This is a genomic window from Chryseobacterium sp. SG20098 (assembly GCF_031844745.1).
Taxonomy (GTDB): domain Bacteria; phylum Bacteroidota; class Bacteroidia; order Flavobacteriales; family Weeksellaceae; genus Chryseobacterium; species Chryseobacterium cucumeris.
In genome coordinates, this window is sequence record NZ_CP134622.1 from 2535159 (window position 1) to 2555515 (window position 20357).

General features: G+C 36.1%; 19 protein-coding genes. 3 read left to right on the forward strand and 16 right to left on the reverse strand.

The features are described 5' to 3' along the window. Nucleotides 1-37 precede the first annotated feature (37 nt). Nucleotides 38-1510, forward strand: a complete 1473-nt coding sequence (locus tag RHP76_RS11565; RefSeq protein ID WP_062675840.1) for an alpha-amylase — start codon at nucleotides 38-40, stop codon at nucleotides 1508-1510. Nucleotides 1511-1568: 58 nt separating this feature from the next. On the opposite strand, the gene RHP76_RS11570 is transcribed toward RHP76_RS11565, so the two are convergent. The 3 genes from RHP76_RS11570 to RHP76_RS11580 all read right to left on the reverse strand — a co-directional run bounded on the left by RHP76_RS11570 (nucleotide 1569) and on the right by RHP76_RS11580 (nucleotide 4536). Beyond that, nucleotides 1569-1736, reverse strand: a complete 168-nt coding sequence (locus RHP76_RS11570; protein WP_157885789.1) for a hypothetical protein — start codon at nucleotides 1734-1736, stop codon at nucleotides 1569-1571. 240 nt (nucleotides 1737-1976) lie between these two features. Next, nucleotides 1977-3317, reverse strand: coding sequence for a carboxylesterase family protein (locus RHP76_RS11575; protein ID WP_311230239.1), 1341 nt, complete (start codon nucleotides 3315-3317; stop codon nucleotides 1977-1979). 316 nt (nucleotides 3318-3633) lie between these two features. After that, on the reverse strand, nucleotides 3634-4536 hold the full coding sequence (locus tag RHP76_RS11580; protein WP_216443832.1) for a helix-turn-helix domain-containing protein: 903 nt from the start codon (nucleotides 4534-4536) through the stop codon (nucleotides 3634-3636). A gap of 257 nt (nucleotides 4537-4793) precedes the next feature. Between RHP76_RS11580 and RHP76_RS11585 the strand changes: the two genes are divergently transcribed. Beyond that, nucleotides 4794-5849, forward strand: a complete 1056-nt coding sequence (locus tag RHP76_RS11585; RefSeq protein ID WP_311230240.1) for an NAD(P)-dependent alcohol dehydrogenase — start codon at nucleotides 4794-4796, stop codon at nucleotides 5847-5849. A 52-nt stretch (nucleotides 5850-5901) separates the two neighbouring features. On the opposite strand, the gene RHP76_RS11590 is transcribed toward RHP76_RS11585, so the two are convergent. Then, on the reverse strand, nucleotides 5902-6330 hold the full coding sequence (locus RHP76_RS11590; protein WP_082798840.1) for a winged helix-turn-helix transcriptional regulator: 429 nt from the start codon (nucleotides 6328-6330) through the stop codon (nucleotides 5902-5904). An 82-nt stretch (nucleotides 6331-6412) separates the two neighbouring features. Between RHP76_RS11590 and RHP76_RS11595 the strand changes: the two genes are divergently transcribed. After that, entirely contained in the window at nucleotides 6413-7291 is an 879-nt protein-coding gene (locus RHP76_RS11595) for an NAD(P)H-binding protein (protein ID WP_311230241.1), read from the forward strand. Between the two features lie 270 nt (nucleotides 7292-7561). Here RHP76_RS11595 and RHP76_RS11600 read toward each other — a convergent pair whose 3' ends face one another. The 12 genes from RHP76_RS11600 to RHP76_RS11655 all read right to left on the reverse strand — a co-directional run bounded on the left by RHP76_RS11600 (nucleotide 7562) and on the right by RHP76_RS11655 (nucleotide 20103). Beyond that, nucleotides 7562-8845, reverse strand: a complete 1284-nt coding sequence (locus RHP76_RS11600; RefSeq protein WP_311230242.1) for an alkaline phosphatase family protein — start codon at nucleotides 8843-8845, stop codon at nucleotides 7562-7564. A 110-nt stretch (nucleotides 8846-8955) separates the two neighbouring features. Beyond that, nucleotides 8956-9801 carry a GNAT family N-acetyltransferase gene (locus tag RHP76_RS11605; RefSeq protein WP_311230243.1) on the reverse strand — a complete coding sequence of 282 codons (846 nt, stop codon included), beginning with the start codon at nucleotides 9799-9801 and terminating at the stop codon, nucleotides 8956-8958. A gap of 175 nt (nucleotides 9802-9976) precedes the next feature. After that, complete coding sequence (locus RHP76_RS11610) at nucleotides 9977-10762, reverse strand: T9SS type A sorting domain-containing protein (RefSeq protein WP_311230244.1); 786 nt, start codon at nucleotides 10760-10762, stop codon at nucleotides 9977-9979. Between the two features lie 4 nt (nucleotides 10763-10766). Then, nucleotides 10767-11291, reverse strand: coding sequence for an ankyrin repeat domain-containing protein (locus RHP76_RS11615; protein ID WP_311230245.1), 525 nt, complete (start codon nucleotides 11289-11291; stop codon nucleotides 10767-10769). After that, on the reverse strand, nucleotides 11288-11833 hold the full coding sequence (locus RHP76_RS11620; protein WP_311230246.1) for a YceI family protein: 546 nt from the start codon (nucleotides 11831-11833) through the stop codon (nucleotides 11288-11290). Before RHP76_RS11620 ends, RHP76_RS11615 begins: the two co-directional genes overlap by 4 nt. 10 nt (nucleotides 11834-11843) lie before the next feature. Next, complete coding sequence (locus RHP76_RS11625; protein WP_065119704.1) at nucleotides 11844-12191, reverse strand: hypothetical protein; 348 nt, start codon at nucleotides 12189-12191, stop codon at nucleotides 11844-11846. A gap of 1 nt (nucleotide 12192) precedes the next feature. Continuing rightward, nucleotides 12193-13035, reverse strand: coding sequence for a DUF5777 family beta-barrel protein (locus RHP76_RS11630; protein WP_120232794.1), 843 nt, complete (start codon nucleotides 13033-13035; stop codon nucleotides 12193-12195). Between the two features lie 125 nt (nucleotides 13036-13160). Continuing rightward, nucleotides 13161-13811, reverse strand: a complete 651-nt coding sequence (locus RHP76_RS11635; RefSeq protein ID WP_062675830.1) for a Crp/Fnr family transcriptional regulator — start codon at nucleotides 13809-13811, stop codon at nucleotides 13161-13163. 193 nt (nucleotides 13812-14004) lie between these two features. Next, on the reverse strand, nucleotides 14005-16191 hold the full coding sequence (locus RHP76_RS11640) for a TonB-dependent receptor (RefSeq protein ID WP_311230247.1): 2187 nt from the start codon (nucleotides 16189-16191) through the stop codon (nucleotides 14005-14007). A gap of 23 nt (nucleotides 16192-16214) precedes the next feature. Then, a complete protein-coding gene (locus RHP76_RS11645) occupies nucleotides 16215-16778 on the reverse strand; it encodes a hypothetical protein (protein ID WP_311230248.1) in 564 nt (187 codons plus the stop codon). Nucleotides 16779-16791: 13 nt separating this feature from the next. Then, complete coding sequence (locus RHP76_RS11650) at nucleotides 16792-17262, reverse strand: hypothetical protein (RefSeq protein WP_311230249.1); 471 nt, start codon at nucleotides 17260-17262, stop codon at nucleotides 16792-16794. A 3-nt stretch (nucleotides 17263-17265) separates the two neighbouring features. Continuing rightward, nucleotides 17266-20103, reverse strand: coding sequence for a T9SS type A sorting domain-containing protein (locus RHP76_RS11655; RefSeq protein WP_288441027.1), 2838 nt, complete (start codon nucleotides 20101-20103; stop codon nucleotides 17266-17268). Nucleotides 20104-20357: the final 254 nt, after the last annotated feature.

Below are 20357 nucleotides of genomic sequence, written 5' to 3' on the forward strand. Positions count from 1 at the left end.
TTTTTTGCTACCTTGTATCGACCAAATCAGCAAATTTATGAACCCAACCATGATCCAGTTTTTCCACTGGTATTCTGAAGGAGACGGAAAATTGTGGAAAGAAGCCGAAAAACAGGCCGGATATTTAGCAAAACTTGGAATTACTTCTGTATGGTTTCCTCCTGCCTACAAAGGGACAAATGGCGGCTATTCCATCGGTTATGATGCCTACGACCTGTATGATCTCGGAGAATTTGATCAAAAGGGAACTCTTCCTACCAAATATGGTACTAAAAAAGATTACACAAAAGCCATTAAAGCCTTAAAGAAGCAAAATATACAGATCATTGTAGATATTGTTCTGGGACATAAAGCAGGAGGTGATGAGCTGGAGAAATTCAAGGTTGTCAAAGTAGATGAGGAAAACAGGGAAAAGGTGATTTCCGAAGTGATCGAAATAGAATCTTACACGAAATTTACCTTTCCGGGAAGAGGAAAAAAATATTCAGATTTTGAATGGAATTTCACCTGTTTCAGTGGTGTAGATTATGCTGAAGGGATGGATTCCCATATCTTCAAAATACAGTCAGAATACGGAAACGACTGGGAGGAAATGATTGATGATGAAAAAGGGAATTACGACTACCTGATGTATAATGACATTGAGCACCGGAATCCTTTTGTACGGGAAGAACTTAACACCTGGGCAAAATGGTATTTTGATCAGACCGATTTTGATGGGGTAAGGCTTGATGCTTTAAAACATATTTCTTTTGATTTTTATAAAGAATGGCTCACACTGCTCCGTTCCAATTCCGGAAAAGATATTTTTGCTGTAGGAGAATACTGGGCTCCGGGATATCTTCATCTTCTTCAAAAGTATATTGAGGTCACGGAAGGCTGCATGAGTCTTTTCGACAGTTCTTTGCAAAATAACTTTCATACAGCTTCCAGAGAAGGTGATTCTTATGATCTCCGAAGAATTTTCGATGAAACTCTTACTCAGGCAGATCCTATGCATTCTGTAAGTTTAGTAGCCAATCATGATACTCAGCCATTACAGGATCTTGAAGCTCCCGTAGAACCTTGGTTCAAGCCAATTGCCTATGCCCTTATTTTATTGAGAAAAGACGGTTATCCCTGTGTATTTTACCCCGATCTTTATGGTGCTCATTATGTGGACAAAGACAGAGAAGGTAATGATCAGGAAATATTTATGCCAAAAGTAGATGGTATTGAAGAGCTATTAAAAGCGAGGAAGGATCATGCTTACGGTGAGCAGCATGATTATTTTGAAGATGCCAACTGTCTTGGCTGGGTACGTACAGGAGATGATGAACATACCGGATGTGTCGTAGTTTTAAGTAATAAGGATGCTTACAATAAGCCTATGGAAGTGGGAACGCTTTACGCTGGGAAAAAATTTAAAGATATTTTGAAACGATTCAAAGAGAAAGTAATGATTGATGAAAACGGCTGGGGAGATTTTCCTGCTCCGGCAGGAAATGTGAGTGTCTGGATTCCTGAATAAGATTAATTTATCAGAAACCCCTGTCAAGGCGTGGAACGTTGACAGGGGTCTTTAAGATTTAGCAGTAAATATATCTACAATTCCAAACATCTATAGCCCATTCACAGCATTGTCCATCTTCGTTGGAAGTACAGCATACTTTTCCCCAATTTAAATCTCCGGCTTTTAAACTCTTTAATTCCTGACGGTTCAATTTTTTTACTTTGATTTCTTTGTACGTTTTCATAATTGTTATTTTTTATGGTTTAGTTATTAAATATACATTAAAAATCACAATTATGAATAAACATTCAATACCAACCACTTGATTAAGTATATATAATATTAATTATTAAAGATAAATTTTGAGAATATGATGAAACACCCCGGCAAAAGATCAAAGAATTTTTGCCACCATTCCAAGGGAGCCGAATTCTTACGTCTTTAGTTGGGATATTTGTTAAGATTAGATGAGCTTGATCTCTACTTACATTTTTCGGAGTTCAAGGATTTCCGGTCTTTCGGAGGTGTCTGATATTTTTCCGGTGCGGGCAAATTCAGCCCAGAGCGCTCTCAGTTTTTTACCATTCTCATGAATACGGCTCCATGGAATATCTTTCAGCAATTCGGAAGATTTCCAGGCTGATTCATTCCCGAAAATTAAAGGAAGATCAATACAATGCGGTGCTCCGATATGGTTGTCTTTCAGTTTTGAATGAATTCTGAATAGATAGACATTTCCACCGGCATCCGCCAGATTCCGGGCAAACTGTCTTGCCGGATTTCCATAGATCAGTGCTGTAGTTTTTTCAACCGTTTTATCCATGATTTTTAAACCTAATCCTTTTCCGAAATATTTATTTAAAGCTTCTGAGGTTTTAAGATAGAATGCCGTTTCATCATTATTTAAACCAATCAGGACATCAAATTTCTGAGCATTTTTTTTCCACATTTCCACAGAATCTTCTTCTTTACACAAAGGAAAATGTCCGTATTGAGTTCCGAAAGGCATCGCAGCTTTCAAACCGTATTTTATTATGGAAGGCACAAATGCTTTGTACTCATCCATCATTTTTAAAACATCGGTTTCCTCTTTCAGCACTTCTGTTTTTTTCAGAAATTCTGCAGACATTTTTTGTCTTTTATGACGTAATCCTAATGGAGCACTCTGGATGATCAAGCGCTGGAACAAATCCTCCACTCCTTCTGATATCATTAAATGGGCAATAGCATCACCTCCTGAAGACTGCCCGAGAAGGGTGATATTTTTTTCATCACCTCCCAGATCTGCAATATTGTTTTTAATCCACTTTAAGGCTTCAATGATATCCAGCAATCCAAGATTGGCAGGCCTTTTTTCATCACCACCTAAAAAACCAAATAATCCTAAGCGATAGGAAACGGTAACTACAATAATATGTTGCTCTTTCACCCATTCTGCAGGATCAGCAGTGGCCAGATCTCCACAGCCTATTTCATGAGAGCCTCCATGGATCCAGACAACAACAGGGAGTTTTTCATTTTCAGATATAATTTGCGGCCGGGTTATGGAAAGATACTGGTTAGATTCATCTGCTTCAAAACTTTCAACAGGTGTCGCTCCGATCATTTTTTCCACAAGCGGACTTAAAGCCTGCGGGCACACCGGAGTTTTTCCCGGAGAAATAATGATTGAAGATAAAGAAGCTTCTACGGCGACTGGTTTTTTAAATCTTTCAGAATGGGCGTAACGGATACTTTTAATCCTTATAATTCCTTGTTCATTTAGTGCTGTAATTCTCCCGAATCTGATATTAAAAACAGTAGTGTCTTGGTGATTTGGTGTCATCTTAAAACTGTGAAAACTTTTCTCTTTAAATTTAATTATTTAAACACAAATTTCAAAAATGAGTACATAAATATTTACTATTAATTATGGTGTCATTGGTGGAAAGATTAGTGTTATTCGTGTTAAAAATAATTTAGCCATCCATTCCGCAAATGCAGGCACAAATATTCACAAACAACATTGTGTGATTAGTGAAAAAATTAGTGTGATTAGTGTTGAAAAAATCTAAACACAAATTTCACAAATATGAGCACTAATATCCACAAACCATTATTGTGTGATTCGTGTAAAAATTAGTGTTATTCGTGTTAAAAAACTAGTTGAGGGTTTTATATTCGCTGGGAGAAATTCCTACTTTGGTTTTGAACAGCCTTGTAAAATGCTGTGGATATTTAAAGCCCAGATCATAAGAAATTTCACTTATTGTTTTTGCCTGATCCAGAATCTGTTCTTTGGCAATATCAATAAGTTTATTGTGGATAAATTCCTGTGCGGAAATTCCCAGTTCTTTTTTTATCAGATCTCCGAAATAATTGGCAGAAAGATTTAGCTTTTCCGCAAAATAGTTCACCATAGGAAAACCTATATTCTTCGGATTTTCAGATTTTAAATAATCATCCACCAGATTTTCAAATTTACCGATGACACCTTGATTGATATGATCTCTTGTAATAAACTGACGGTCATAGAAACGCATACAGTAGTTCAGAAAGAGTTCAATATTATTAACAATTAAAGATTTACTGTGTTTATCAATAGACTGTTCCAGTTCCAGTTTAATATTTTTAAAGCAATCCAATACCACTTCTCTTTCTTTTTCTGACAGGTGAAGGGCTTCATGTACATCATAGGAGAAAAAAGAATAATCTTTCATATTCTTTCCTAAATTGGTTCCTTTTATTAAATCCGGATGAAAAATCAGGGCAAAACCTGCAGGCTGAACAAATCTGTCTTTATTATAAATTCCATAGGTCTGGCCGGGAGCAATAAAAACTAATGTTCCTTCCTGATAATCGTAGCTGTGTTTTCCGTATTGCATATCACCACACATGACGTCTTTCAGAAAAACGGTATAAAATCCAAATTTTCTTCTATACTGACAAATAGGATCAGACTTGGAAAAATCAATGATACTTACCAGCGGATGCAGGGTTTCATGATTCGCCATTTTATTATACTCTGAGACCGTGTTATAAATTTCAACCTCCTGATTTTCCATGAAGTATATTTTTATTGCTATTCAAAATTACCACTTTCATTTGGAACTGAAATGGTGCCTGTAAAATTGGTAAGTAATTCGGTAATCTGTATAAGTTTTGTTTACAGGAAAGTTTCGACTTTTGTATCGTTATAGAAACTTTTAATACGGACATTCCTCAAAAAGGGAAAAGCTTTTTCAGATGAGTTCTGTTAAGGAACAGCATAGGTTCATATTGAATATCATAATTTATAACCCTAAATAAACTAAATATAAAAATGAGTACAATCACAGTAAAAGCTTATGGTGCAGCGTCTACCACAGCAGATCTGAAAGAAATGAATATTGAAAGAAGAGAGGTAACCGCAAAAGATGTAGAGATTGAAATTCTATATTGTGGAGTATGCCACTCTGACCTTCATACCGCAAGAAACGACTGGGGTGGATCTTTGTATCCTGTAGTTCCGGGACATGAAATTGTAGGAAGAATTACCAAAGTAGGAAGTGAGGTTTCCAAATTTAAAGCGGGAGATCTGGCAGCAGTAGGATGCATGGTGGATTCATGCGGACATTGTGACAGTTGTCAGCAAGATCTGGAGCAATATTGCCAGAATGGATTTACAGGGACTTATAACGGAAAAGATAAGCACCTTGGAGGTCATACTTTTGGAGGATATTCTCAAAAAGTAGTTGTTGATGAACATTTTGTTTTAAGTGTTCCTGAAAATTTAGATCTGGCAGCAGTAGCACCCCTTCTGTGCGCAGGAATTACCACATGGTCACCGTTAAGACACTGGAACACTGGTCCGGGTTCAAAAGTAGCCGTTGTAGGATTAGGCGGTTTAGGTCATATGGCTATTAAACTAGCAAAAGGACTGGGAGCAGAAGTTACTTTATTCTCAAGAACTCCGGGAAAAACGGATGATGCGAAACAACTTGGAGCAGATCACGTTGTAATCTCTACGGATGATTCCCAAATGGATGCTGTAAAAGGTAAATTTGACCTTATCATCGATACGGTACCTTACGAACATGACATCAATCCTTATATGCAGACTCTTTCTCTGAACGGAACTCTGGTTCTTGTAGGATTCGTTGGTGAATTTCAGGAAACGCAGGTAAGTACAAGACCTATGATCTTCCAACGCCGTTCTGTAGCAGGATCTTTGATCGGAGGTATTGCAGAAACCCAGGAACTGTTAGATTTCTGTGGAAAACATAATATCGTATCTGATATCGAGCTGATTAAAATGCAGGATATCAACAATGCATATGAAAGAATGCTTAAAAGCGATGTAAAATACCGTTTCGTTATTGATATGCAGTCTTTATAATTCTTCTATAAAATAGTAACAGAAACAGGTTCTTCAGATTGAAGAGCCTGTTTTATTTTTTCAGGTTTTGGCTAAAAGCATTTTGATCCTGATTCGTTATATATCTGTTTCCTTCAGCACATTTATTATCATTTCTTTCCATATCCTGAAAAGCCCATGCTGCCATGGCATCAATCACGGGAGCCAGTTCATTCCCTGCTTCACTCAGTTTATAGGTCACATGAGGTGGCACTACAGGTTTTGCTGTTCTGATAATGAGTCCGTCTGTTTCAAGCTGTTTCAAATGCTGGATAAGCATTTTTTCTGTTACAGCAGGAATTGCTTTTTTCAATTCGCTGTATCTTTTTTCTCCTGTGGAAAGATTGAACAGGATAATCGGTTTCCAGAATCCTCCAATTCTTTCCATAACGTACATTACAGGACAATCCTGCACTGTTTTTTTATTCTCCTGAATGGTTGAACTTTCTTTGATGGCTGTCATAGTTACATACTTTAGGGTAAGTACTTGTATAAAAGTAAGTACAAATATAACTTTGTTCTCAGAAATAAAAAAATATTCACATATGAAAATTGTAATCACAGGATCACTAGGAAATGTAGCTAAACCATTAGCAAAAAAGTTAATTGCCGACGGGCACAATATTACCATAGTAAGCAGCAGCGATGCCAGAAAACAGGATATTGAATCTCTGGGTGCAACTCCGGCCATTGGGTCTATCACAGACGTTGATTTTTTAACGCAAACATTTGATGGAGCGGATGCAGTTTTTGTGATGACCCCTCCAGCGATCAGCCCGGATAAAATTGTGGAAAACACGACCAATGCAGGAAAAAATTATGCTGAAGCTTTGAAAAATACGAATGTAAAAAGAGCTGTTATGTTAAGCAGTGTAGGTGCAGAATCTCCGGTAGAAAACGGTCCTATTGCGGGTCTTCACAATATTGAAAAAATATACAATGAAGTAGAAAACACTTCTTTTACTTTTTTAAGAGCCGGATATTTTTATAATAATTTTTTCAATGATATTCCTTTGATTCAAAATGCAGGAATCATTGGAGGAAATTATCCTGCAGATATTGAAGTACCTGTAGTACATCCAACTGATATTGCGAAAGCTGCTGCCGAAGAACTGGTAAACGAAGGAAATACCAATACGATCAGATATATTGTAAGCGATATAAGAAAAGCATCTGATTTTGCTAAAGTTTTGGGTTCTGCTGTTAATAAGCCGGAACTTCCATGGGTAGAATTCTCTGATGAAGATTCTTTAAACGGAATGCTTCAGGCGGGATTACCTGAAGATATGGCTAATTTGTATGTTGAAATGGGAAGAGGAATAAGAACCGGTGTTGTACAGAAAGATTTTATTGATCATGGTTCCCCGGTTACAGGAAGTGTTAAATTAGAAGATTTTGCAAAGGAGTTTGCTTCTCAATTTTAATTTCTTTTGTCTTGAAACAAAAGAAACAAAAGTTCAAGACTGGAATTAAAATGCTAAAAATAATTTTTGTTCTCTAAAAATTCTAAACTCGCGCGGTTTCACTATTAATTTAGTATCGAATTTAATTCCCGCGCTTCAAACAGTAGAATTTTCTTAACGCTCACAAAACTTATTTTTTTAACGCTTTTAATCCCTAAGTCAATTTATAAAACAAGATTCGGCGCACCTTTGGTGCGCCGAATCTTGTTTTATAATATCTTTAAATCAATACTATTTTTTGTTTTTTAAAGTTCTTTTTAAAACTTTCAGTTTCCCGTCAATAGGCTGATCAATTTTTAATCCTAAAACCTCAGCCACCAAAGGATAAACATTGATGTTCGCAAATTCATCAATCACCAGATTGTTTTTAAATTCCGGTCCCCAGGCAAAAAAAGTAGCTTTCATTTCCGGTACCACTTTAGGATTATAACCATGTTTCCCCACTGATGTTTTCTTACCTTTTTCCAGGAAAATCTTTGGTGCTTTCGGAATCAGAAGAATCTGCCCTATTCTGTTGTACTGGTCATCTCTTGTAGCGAAATGCAGGTATCTGGGAAGTTTTTTATCAAGATATACTTCGTAGTCGTCTGTTTTATTGGCTTTCAGTTGTTTATAAACCGCTTTTACTTCATCAGGGTTTTTAACATAAACTCTTAATAAAGTCTGAGAATTGTAAAAATCAAATCTGTTTTTATCAAAAAGAAGAGCCGGAATTTCCAACGGTGTACCTCCATCTACTTTAATCATTCCGTGATCGGAAACAAAAACAAAGTTGACATTTTTTAATCCTAAACCATTTACTTTCTGAACAAGATCGCCAATAGCCTGATCTATGAGATGAACAGCAGTTTCCGTTTCTTTGGTATCTGGACCATAATGATGTCCGCTTCCATCTACTTCCGGGAAATATAATGAAATAAAGTGTGGTCTTTTATCTTCCGGTAATTTCAGCCAGTTGACTACTTTTTCTACTTTTTCTGAAGGGGTAAATTTTTCGTGATAAGGATAATAATAAGTAGGTCGCATTCCTCCGGCGTCACTCGCAGATCCTACCCACATTAAAGAGGCAGATACCATTCCTTGTTTTTCAGCAAGCCCCCAAAGCGGAGTTCCTCCGTACCAGCTTCCGTCCTCAGCATTTTTCTTACTGCTCATCGCATAGCCTTCTTTTCTCTTGTAATCGTAGAAAAAGTTATCAATCAAACCATGATGAGAAGGATAAAGCCCGGTAATTAAACTCCAGTGGTTTGGAAAGGTAATACTTGGATAGCTTGGAATCATGGCTTCAGCCTTTACACCACTATTAGCTAGTTTCAAAAGGTTTTCAGCATTGTATTTCTGAGCATAATCATAACGGAAACCATCCGTTGATATCATAATCACATAAGGTTTCGACTGTGCTTCAGTACTGTTTTGTCTTCCTGGTATTACAACCTGGGCAGTATCAATATTGGCCTGCTGGGCAAAAGCCGTAAAGGAAATGAGCAGCAGTAAAAAATGGATTCCTCGCTTCATTATTTTAAAAATTTTCGGCAAAGTTACATCCTATCCTTCTCCCTGAAAAGTTTAAGAGATTAAAAGTATATTAAAACCTCTTATTTTGTTTGAATCAAAATTAATCGCTGTTAAATAGACCTTTTCATTTCAAACTGTGACAACCAGTTGTTCAGTCCTACTCTTTCGCTAAGAAACTTATCTGTACTTTCTGAAGAATCATCCACATTGTTTAACGCTATCGCCTGCCCGTGATTTTTTTCTCTGATAGCATTAAAGAGCTTTGTACCAATTCCCTTATTTCTGTAATTCTTATCTACAGCAAACTGGTATACTTTTTTCGATGCAGGACCATAAACAATATATCCGACGAGCTTTTCCCCTTCATAAGCCCCTAAAGTCACATAATTTTCAGGCATCGGTTCCAATACGTAAACAGATCCCTGCCATGAAGGTTCAATATCCCAGAAAGAACATAACAACTCCCATTGAAAGTCTTTCAAATCTCGTATGGATACTTCAGTATTTCCTTTTTCCTGTTTAATATTCCCATTAAAGCAAAGCAGTCTTCTGACAATTGTAAAACCTAAATTTTCATAAGCCCTGATAGCAGGCTGATTTCCTTCAATTACTTCAAGCAGTAAGGTATTGGCATTTCTATCCTTTAAAACAGGAATGATAAAATCGTACATTTTTCTTACCAAGCCTTTACCTCTGCTTTCCGGAACTACTCCAGTACCGCCATTGTAAATAATTTTCTCCCCGTTTTCAATTTTTTCAGACTGAAGAATAAAGCCTACCAGTTTTCCATCTTCAAATGCTCCGGCAGATAAACTAAGATCTAATTTTTCTGCAGCAATTTTTGAAACAAGCACTTCTTTTGTCAAGTGAAAAGGAACAACATAATCAGAAAATGAGTAATTGAATACGGATAAGAGTTCATCTATTGTGATATCTGCTAAGGTTTTGAATTCCATAGGGTCGTAAAAATTATAAGGTCAAAAAATTTTCCTTTATTAAGAATCAGGATCTACACAAATATATGAATTTTAAAGCAAACTCCCTGAAATTGGGACTTTAAGAAAAAAATGATACCCCTGAAAAATCAGAGGTATTCATTATTAAATATTGAGGTGTGTTTTTTCTGAAAAATTACTCTTTAATCAATTTTTCGTAAGATGTGGTTCCATCTTTCCATGTGATTTCAAAATAATAAATACCAGATTTTAAATCTCTGATACTAACATTTTCTCCCTCAAGTTTTACAGCTCTTACTTTTCTTCCGGCAGATTCATAAATATCAACAGATTTTATTTTATCAGCATTTTTTAAGTTTACAGTTTCTTTAGCGGGGTTTGGATAAAGAGCTACTTTCTTACTTTCTAAAGCTGTTTCACTAGTTCCGAGAGTAGTCGCAAAATTAAGGGCTGTAGTACCACAACTGTTAGAACCATGATAACCAATAGTAAAATTTGATAATCTGCGTCCATAAGTAACGTTGAGAGGACTTGTGGGAGGAACAGTAAAGACATAATCATTAACATCTCCTGTGTTTAAAGCTCTTGTAGCAACTACAGTACGGACACTTCCTGCAACCGTGTTGGATGTTACCGTCCAGTTTTGAGTTCCATCCAATGGCGGAACCACTCCCTGTCCATTAAATGTTCTGTCGCTTAAATTCGTTCCGTCAAAAATTACGACATCCTTTCCGATATCATCCATATTTGTGGTATTAAAAGCCATTCCAAGCCATCCTGTAGAAGGACCAACAAGGGTAAGGGTAACTAAAGAAGGGCTAAGGTCTATCTTAACTGAATAAGCCAAATCTGCTCCTCCCGGTGTGGAAAAGAGAGGTACAGTTCCTGTCGAATATTGACTTTTTACATTTAAAAAAGCAAAAAATCCGATCAATAATACTAGGGTAGTTTTTAATTTCATATGATCAATTTTTTAATAGGTTAATAATATCTTGGTTTTTAGAAAATAAAGCATATTCAAAAACAGTTTTTCCCTGTTTATCTGATAATGTCTTATTGGCTTTATTCTTTAGTAACAACTCAACCATTTCTTTGTTTTGAGACTGTACAGCGTATATCAATGGAGTTACTCCGCTGCTGTTTGCTACATTTGGATCAGCATTGTTTTGTAATAATTTCTGAGTAAGATTTCTATCTCCTTTAAATACAGAAGCCGTTAAAGCCGTTCCTTCTCCACTTGCATAATTCATATTTTTAACGTGCGTAATTAAAAATTCAGCAACGGGAGTATTCCCTCTATAACATGCTAAAATAAGGGGTGAAAATCCGTTCTCGTTGATCTGATTAATCACATCCGGATTTTGCTTCATCAACTCCTGTACTTCAGTTACAGTCCCATTTCTTGCAATATCAAATATTGATTTCGCTTTTTCCTGAGCAGATAATACTGAACTCAGGAACAGTCCTAATATTAAGATGAAATGTCTCATTGTTTTACCATTACATAGTTGTATTCAATATTGACATTTTCAGCCACTTTCTTGGTAACCATTTTGGGAATAGTCACTTTATAATCTACAGGTCTTGCTACAAAACCTCCCTGCATATAGATTCTCCCGTCTTTGGCATATAAAGTGGCAGCAGAGGTAACGGCTTTATCTACTCCATGAAAGTTCAATGTTCCCTGTACCGTATATTTCTGAGGAATTGTGGTAAGCTTTGTTTTATCAAAGTTGACAATCTTTCCTTTGAAAGTGGTTTTCGGATATTTTGCAGATTCAGCATAGCTTTCATTGAAATGCTCTTCCATTAATTTTGTTTTAAAATGAAAGTTTTTGACATTTGAAACTGACGCCATTTCACCATTGTCTGCATTGAGAATGACAACATTGTTGTCATCCTGAGCAAAAATATCATCAAACAGTGGTACCGAAGCTTCAAAAGTTACTTTCCCTGTTTTGGAGCTATATTTTTGTGCTGAAGCGTACCCTGCAGAAAGAAGTAATACGCTTAATAATGCTAATTTTTTCATATCAATTTTTTTAATTTTCATTTAGTCCGTCAGCTTTCCATTTGATAAACATATTGATTTGAGCTGCGGACATAGATCCTCCCTTTGGCATTTTCTCCGGATCACCATTAGGTCTTTGGATACGATCCAGAATTCCGTCAATATTATTTTTTACCTGATCATATGTAACCAAAGGTTTAAAACTTCCTGCAGAATGACAGCCTGCGCAGCTGTTATCCATAATGGGTTTTACATCTGCTGTATATTTTACAGATGCCGTGATCGGTGTGTTATCAGAAATCTCTTCATACGTTCTGCTGTCACAAGCCGTCAGTATGATTGCTGACGACAATATCAATAAGGATGTTAGCTTTTTCATATTAAAAAACTCTATAAAGATTAAACCCAAAGAAAATATGTCCCTTTCCCCATGCTCCTGTGGCATTGGTAAGATATCCGATATCTGAATTTATCTGGGAGTTTGTGAGTAAAAGCTGGAACACGTGTCCTCCTGTTTCTATATCTACGCCCAATGATAAAGGGTTTTTATAAAAACTGTGATCGTCAAAATTCACAAAGTATTCTGCATTCAGAGAAACTCTTTTTGAGATTTTATAGCGTCCTCCCAAACCTGCCAGAAACTGATTTTTGTTTTCAATGGTCGGTTCGTAAAGGTTTTTATGAACAAAGGAAGGTGTAAGCTGTACTGAAAGCTTATCACTGAATCTTCTTGAGATCAATGCCTGGGTAAGATAAGAAAGCCTGTCACTGAATGTAAGGTGTGGATAAGTATCTTTATCCAGTTCAGTATTAGCCCCCATTACATTATACCCCACAATATCCACCGGAAAGTTTTCACTTTGTTTTACCAGCCTGTACTTCACTGCTCCTTCAAAGGTTTTCATATTTGTTTCTCTGGACAGGCTTACCGAAACAGCATCTGAAATACCATAGATAGCACCTAATTTGGTTGAGGCATTATCCAGTCCGAAGAAATCTTTAAATCCTGCACTTATGTCACCAAATCTGTGGGCAACAATCATGTACCATTCTTTTTTGGCGGCTAGTTTCGTAGATTGTCCTGTTACAATCTGAAGGGCCTTGAAGGCCGGTTGTGAGGTTTCTGTATTGGTTTTAACAGTGTCAATATCTTTCAGCAGATCTTCCTGTGCAAAGACAAGACCTGAAGAAAACATTGACAAAAATAAGAGAGTTTTTGTCATATACAATTTGAATTAAATTATAATACAACAAACTTATTGAGTTCTCAATTCAAAAATAGGTGATAAAAGTCACCAGTCAAATTGTTTTTATCAATGACAGAAATAAACTTTTCAAACAATTGAAATTAGACAATTCTAACATTTTCATTTACAGGAACTTTTATTCCCTCTTTAGTCTGAACAATTTCACCTTCGCTTTCAATTTTTTTTAAAACTCTGCTCACCACTTCTCTGGAAGTTCCCAAACTATTGGCAATTTCACGATGGGTAATCTTAATAGGATTGTTTCCTGTGGATGAAATCTGTTGTTTAATATAGTTCAGAACCCTCTTATCCAGCCTGTGGAAAACAGCATCATTCACCATGTTCATCACTTCTGAAAATCTTCGGTCATATTCATGGTAAAAGAGTTTATTAATCTCCGGAAATCTGGTAAGCCATTCGTGCATAATAGAAACGGGAATAAGAATCGCTTCCGAATCTTCTTCTGCAACGGCATATACCCTGCTGATATAATCTGTCAGAATAGATGAAAAGGTCATCAGACAACTATCTTTCGGTTTAATATAATAGTAGATAAGTTCTCTTCCATCATTAAGGGTAAAAACCTTGATAGAACCTTTTATTAAGAAAGGAACAAATTTATTTTTCTGTCCTTCTCTAATGATTTCAGTCTTTGCTTTTATATCAATAGCAACAGCATGTTTTTCAAGCTCAGATAAAAATTCAGCACCTAAAAAACCAAATTTACTTACAGCGAACGAGTTATCAATCATATCTTATATTTTCTGCTTTTTCTTAAACAAAGATATAAAATTGATATATCGTTACTATATATTTTCATCTTATTAAATAAAATTAACAATTAATCCATATTAACATCTTTCTTTACATTCATCCAAGAAAAATACCCTGGCAAAAACCAAGGTATTTTATTATCAAACAAGCTTATAGAGTAAGATTTTGAATTTAGAATCTGTATTTAACATTGAATCCGTAAAAGAAATATGCTTTTCCTGGTCCCGGATTAAGATCTGTACTTACTCCTTTGGGATAACCATTTCCTGTATCAGAATCATTGATGCTGTTTCCTAAGAACAGGAAGGTATAATTGATCTGACTGGTAAGGTTATTTCCCATCACATATAAATCAAGATCAAAATTATTGAAAGATTTTTTAAATCCTAGCTTGGAATTAAGAAGTCCGAATCCTTTTACGAGATTTGTATTATTAAAATCAGAATATACATTTCCAAGATAATTATAGGTATTTACAAGATAGAACCCCGGTTTGGTAAAGATATCCAATCCAACAGCGTACTTATTTCTTGGTACTCCTACTACTGTCTTATGGTCGTACACCATTAGTTTTCCTACAGTTTTCCCTGTAACAGGATCTTGATATTTAGGATCATAGATTGAAAAATCTTTATATTTTGTATCATAATAAGAAAGATTTACAAAAGGAACAATTCTCTCAATAAATGAGTTCTCTGTTCTGTACTGATATCCTACACTAAACTCAAGTCCTGTATTTTTCTGACTTCCGGTATTAGCCCAGTACGTTTGCCCGCTTGTATTACCTGGTAAAAGCAGCTGTGTAAGTTTATCGGAATAGTCTATTCTAAATGCAGAAATACGGTAATCCAGCTTTGTATTCAGTAAAAGGCCATGTACACTGAAATCAAACATTTTTGCACGTTCAGGTTTTAAATCATCATTCGTTGTATTTGTAGCTGTAATAAATGAAGAAGCTGCCGTAGGAGAATTATAGCCTTCACTGTAGCTTAGATTAAAGATCTGATGCTTCCATTCTTTTTGCAAGGCAAAGTGAGGAGTATAGGCCATGTCATATTTCTTATTGAAAGACTGGTCCTTACGTCCCGCTACCAATCCTGGCAAAGCAAAAAGATCTTTCCTGTCATAGTTGGTTCTGTTACCACTTATTCCGGCTAATAATGTAAGTCCCCAAGGTTTATAAGAAAGATAATCGATCACAAAATAGGTGGATTGATTATTATTATATTTAAAATATGAGGCACCGTTCATGCCTGTTGTCTGTAAAGGTTCTGTTTCTGAGCCTGTAAACCTGTAACTTGAAGTAGTAGAAACAGAGTTTTGTATTTCTGCTCCAAAATCCAATCGGTTTTCAAAATCATTAAACTCGTTCTTTAAGGTAAAAGTGGAACGCAACCCTACATTCGGAGAACTTGTAATTCCATAAGCTCCTGCTGAAACACTTTCTGTATTTGCATTGTAATAAAACAAGGTTGTATAGTTTCTTAAGTTTGAAGTAAGACTTACTGTATTACTCAATCCTACTCTTGTTGATTTTATTTTTGTTCCTGAATTTTTACGGATATATGCTGGGTTTCCGTTATCTATGCCTGCATAATAATCGTCATATGAAATTTGTCCTGAAGTGTGCTCGTACGAGTAAGCCTGGCTTGCAAAGAAACTTAATTGATCTTTTTTGCTTAATTTCACGGTACCATTTACATTGAAGAAATTTTTCAGTCCTCCTCCATTAGGTCTGTATCCGTCTGTTTCAAGATGTCCATACGCTGCACTTATCGAGTAATTATCATCTGCAACATTCAACTGTGTTCTGGACTGGAAGGTTTTGAAAGCCCCAAACATCGCATTTTCTGAAACCGATGCTCCTTTTGTAAAATCCGGACGGGTATAAAAGCGGACTGCTCCACCTACGCCTCCACCGTACATAGTAGCTGCTGGACCTTTGATCACCTCAACATTGGTTACATAAGCAAAATCCACATCATCCAGTACAGTAATCCCTTCAGCGTTTGTTAAAGGTATATTATTCCAATACGCTTTTACTCCCCAATTATTAAATTTCTGATCATTCCCGTATCCTCTCAACACAAGTCTCTGCCCTCCGAAATTTGTTCGTTTATCCACCTGAAGTCCTGGCATGGTAGATAACGTCTGATCTATTGCCGCAGGGTTATTTCTATTAAGATCTTCTTCAGAAAGAGTTTCTACAGATTGTGCATGCCTTTTGAATTCTGCCCGTTCCTGTTTAATTTTTTTTCTGCCAAGGATATTCACCTCATCAATTGATCCTTCCTGTGTCTGCTGAGCATGTGCAATAGTACAGCCTAGCAAAGCTGCAATGCATATATATTTTTTCATTATTTATTTTTTTTCCATTAATACTACATTCTTTTTATCGCAAAGCTCATTTCCGGTGGAGGAAAAATAATGGCTAAATAATGAGTGTTTTTTTGTTGATTGTAATATTTTGAAATGGTTTCTAAGAAATGATTTGAAAAAAAACTGAATTCTTTTTCATCAAAAACGGCAAAGGAACCTGATATCTTAAGTATATTTTTGTTGTGACCGGGAAGATCAATCTGTAGTTTTAAGTATTTTTTTTTGAATGCAAATTTTTTCGAAAAGCTCAACAAAGAATTGATGATAATATCTTTTTTATCAATATAACATAAAAAATATTTTTCACCATTAACCATACTTATTTTGATAATGTCATAAGAAGCTCCGTGAAGGCTAAATTCGTTTACTTCTTTCCATTCTGCTTCTGCCAGGTCTCTTTCAGTAAAACATATGGTTTCGTACTTTCTGAAATGATTTTGCGCAATACAGTATTGCGTCTTCTTATATAATTCTTTTTTAACATGAGCAACTACAGAATACATCACATTACTGAATAATATGATTACCGGAATACATAGAAAAATAAAAAGTAGTTTTTTGTTCAAAAAATGGAAAAATTTAAGGGGCAGGTTCTTCTGAAGACACCACAAAGGTAAATTTTGAAATATTAATTTTATACGGTACCTGAGATCCCTGGACAGTATACTCTATCCAATTGTCTTTTGGATTTAATTTTTGCGGAACAGAATTTTCTACAGGTACTCCAGCCTGCATTTGATCAGCAGTCTTTGTATCTACACCATTTTTGTAAGGAAGATTTCCTCTTATTATGATCGTACTGCCTGAATTATTCTGTACAAACGGAATGGTATTTCCTTCCGCTCTAAAAGCTTTTACAGTGATGACACTGTTATTGTTCTTCTTCAGTTTAACAATATATACAGCTCCTCTTACTCCTGCTCTTCCTCCTATCCATTCTGATTTTTCAGCAGAGATCACAGATACTTTCTTATCCTGGTATAAAGAGGATACCGGCATCCCGCAGAAAGCCAGCATCCAAAATAATATTAAATACAATTGATTATTCATTTTCTAATCATCATCACCTCCCGTCCGTCCTAACACAAGGAAGTTACCACTATAAACGATTTCACCTTTAAACTCCGCTTTCAAAATATAATTTCCAGGAACAAGTTTTTGTCCGAATTCTTCATCAGACTTTACATTTTTCTTACTGTATACTAATCTTCCTGAGCTATCCACTATGCTTATATCCACACTGCTGTATTTAGCAGTATCAAATCTCAGATGAGAAATTCCTTTTGAAGGATTCGGATATATAATGTTCATGTTTTTTCTTGATTTGGTTTCAGCTGTTGATAAAGCAGGTAGTGTATTCTGGGTTGTCCATGCTCCTCTACCATATGTAGAAACCAAAACTGTTTTGGTAACAGGTCTGTAATCTAAGTTGGTAATTCTTACATTTCCTATATTTCCTGTTACTGAAGCCCATTCCGGAGTTGTTGCAAGGAAATTAGTTGTTCCCCAAACTCCCATTTCTGTTCCTAGTATTACTTCATTTGGATTGTCGGGATTCCTTAATACAGTTCTTACAGGCATATCAGGAAGGTTCCCTTCTTTGTTCTGCCATGTAGTTCCTCCGTCTGTAGAGTAGAAAACACTGGTAAGGTTATAATTGGATAAGGTTACGATAATTTCATTTTCGTTGGCGCCAAATTCTATGTCAGAAACAGTTCCTGTTATGGGTGAGGTCAACAAGGTAGCTGCATATCCAGTAGTGTTGGCATTTGTTACTTTAAATATTCTCCCCAGGTTGGTTCCTACAAAAAGTGTTGTAGAAGCGGTTGTATAAGGAGATACTTTCATCCATGAAATCTGCTCATTTGTTTGTGCGGTTCCTACTGTCACCACATTATTGGTAAAAGATGTTGCTGATGCAGAAAGTCCACTTGTTCTGAAAAGGGTAAGACCGGAACGGTAAGAATAGAAGACATCATTTATTCTGTCCAGCGCTATTTCGTTCACAAAGTGCCCTAAACTTCTGTTAGCACTGGTAGTAATAAGGTTATATGCGTTATTTGTCAATAAATAGTGGTTATTGTTTGTATAACTTGCAATTTCGTAGTTATCCTGATCATCATATTCTGTATACATCCCGTCACCACCTGTAGCCGATTGGCTGGTAAGGAAATTATTAGCCTGTGGTACACCATACAGCCACCATGAGCCATTATCCTGTGCTCCTGCTAATAGTTCTTCATCTGCCGGTGTTTTTGTGGGGTTCAGCATGGCAGAATAAAACTGCGTTACATTGTATCTGGTATTTCTGGAGGCTAGCCCACCAACAGCTCCGACATTAGCTTTATTGGCAGCATAATAGATTCCTCCATCATTACCAAACATCATTTGCCCTGTTGCATAATTATTATAAGGATTGAATACAATTTCATGCTGGTCAGCATGTACCTGTGAAACCTGTAGGGCTGCCATGTTATTATTATTGGACCACTTTGAGATCTGTGTCCAGCTTGTTCCTCCATTGGTAGATTTATGCAGATCAATACCACCTATATACAAGGTATTATCGTCCAGAGGATCTGTTGCAATGATCAGGTCATAAAAAGATTGTCCTCTTGTAAAGTCATTAGCAGGAATACTAGTATCGGTTGCAGTAGGTAGCGACAAAACAGGCGCAGCGTCATTTGTTGCCTGCCAAGTTGTTCCGCCATCTGCAGATTTTGCTATTCTGATAGGTTCTGCAGAAGATGCACCCTGCATAAATGCATATATTTTGTTGGCATCTGTTCTTGAAAGAGTAAAGTTAACTCTCGAGCCACTGCTTCCTACATTATATACCTGATTAAAAGTATTTCCATCTGTGGATTTAAAAATTCGTCCTCCGGAATCTATATTGGAAAATCTGGAAGATCTGGTAGAAACCCATACTGCATTGTCTGCTCCAATTTCTATCTGTTGAATAGAATATCCTGTTGTGCTGGTCACGCCAGTAGTTGTATTAAGAGCTAATAAGCTGTTATTTTTTGTAAATGTTGTTCCACCATCTGTAGACTTGTACAATCCAGCCTGGCTTAATCCCTGCCATCCGTCATTAAACGAAATTCCTACATAAGCACCACTTACTCCGGCATATACTTCTGAAACGCCGTTATTATTCCTTACTTTAATATCATTGATATAGAAATTACCATTTCTTACTCCAGAAGAAGAATAAGTTACTGGAATGGTGAAAATCTGCGTCCAGGTGGTTCCTCCGTTCGTTGATTTCCATATTCCTGATCCTACTGCATCACCGGTTGGAGCTTCTCCTGTTCCTACATAAAAAATTTGTGGATTATTGGGGTCATACGTAATACTTGAAACAGAGGTATTGGCCCAGAATGTACTTAATGGCTGCCATTCATTGGCTGCCACTGAAGGGTCCTGATTTACCCAAAGCCCTCCTGAAACGCTTCCTGCAAAAACTCTTTTCCCTGTAGGATCATTTGGGTCATACATAATTGCTCTTGTTCTTCCTCCTACACTATATGGTCCTCTTTCAATCCAGGGCTCGTCTACTATTTTGCCCGTAGTAGAGGTATTGTGATTAGAAATAAAAGACATAGGTTGTGAAGGCTGATATTTACCTGTTAAGATGTCCTCATTTACCTTTGCCAGTCCTTCAAAGTTGGTTCTCCCTGTTACAGGATCCATTGTTCTTTTGTAATCCTCTTCATTGTATAAATTAGGAGGTATTCCTGCTGCTTTTGCAATTTTATGAGCCTTTTTAAGGTTTTTGTCATATTTAGCATAAAGTTCCTGCAGGTGTTTTTGATTGTCCTTAAGTGTATTTTGCTTTTGTGCATACACATTCATACAGAGTAGAACCGCTGCAATAGGGTATATTTTCATTTCATTCAATTTTTTTACAAATTTAATAAAGAAAATTAATTATTCAACCAATTTAAATTAATTATCAATAATTTACAGCAAAAATTAACATTATACATTAAATTGAATAATTTGTTTTTTTTTTATATGTTTTTTAAATAAAATTGCGAAAAATATAAAAAAAGAAAAAAAGAAACTGATTAGTGAATGATATGCAAAAGCAGGTAACAAAAAATACCCCGGTAAAAACCAGGGTATCCTTTATTTTATGTAAA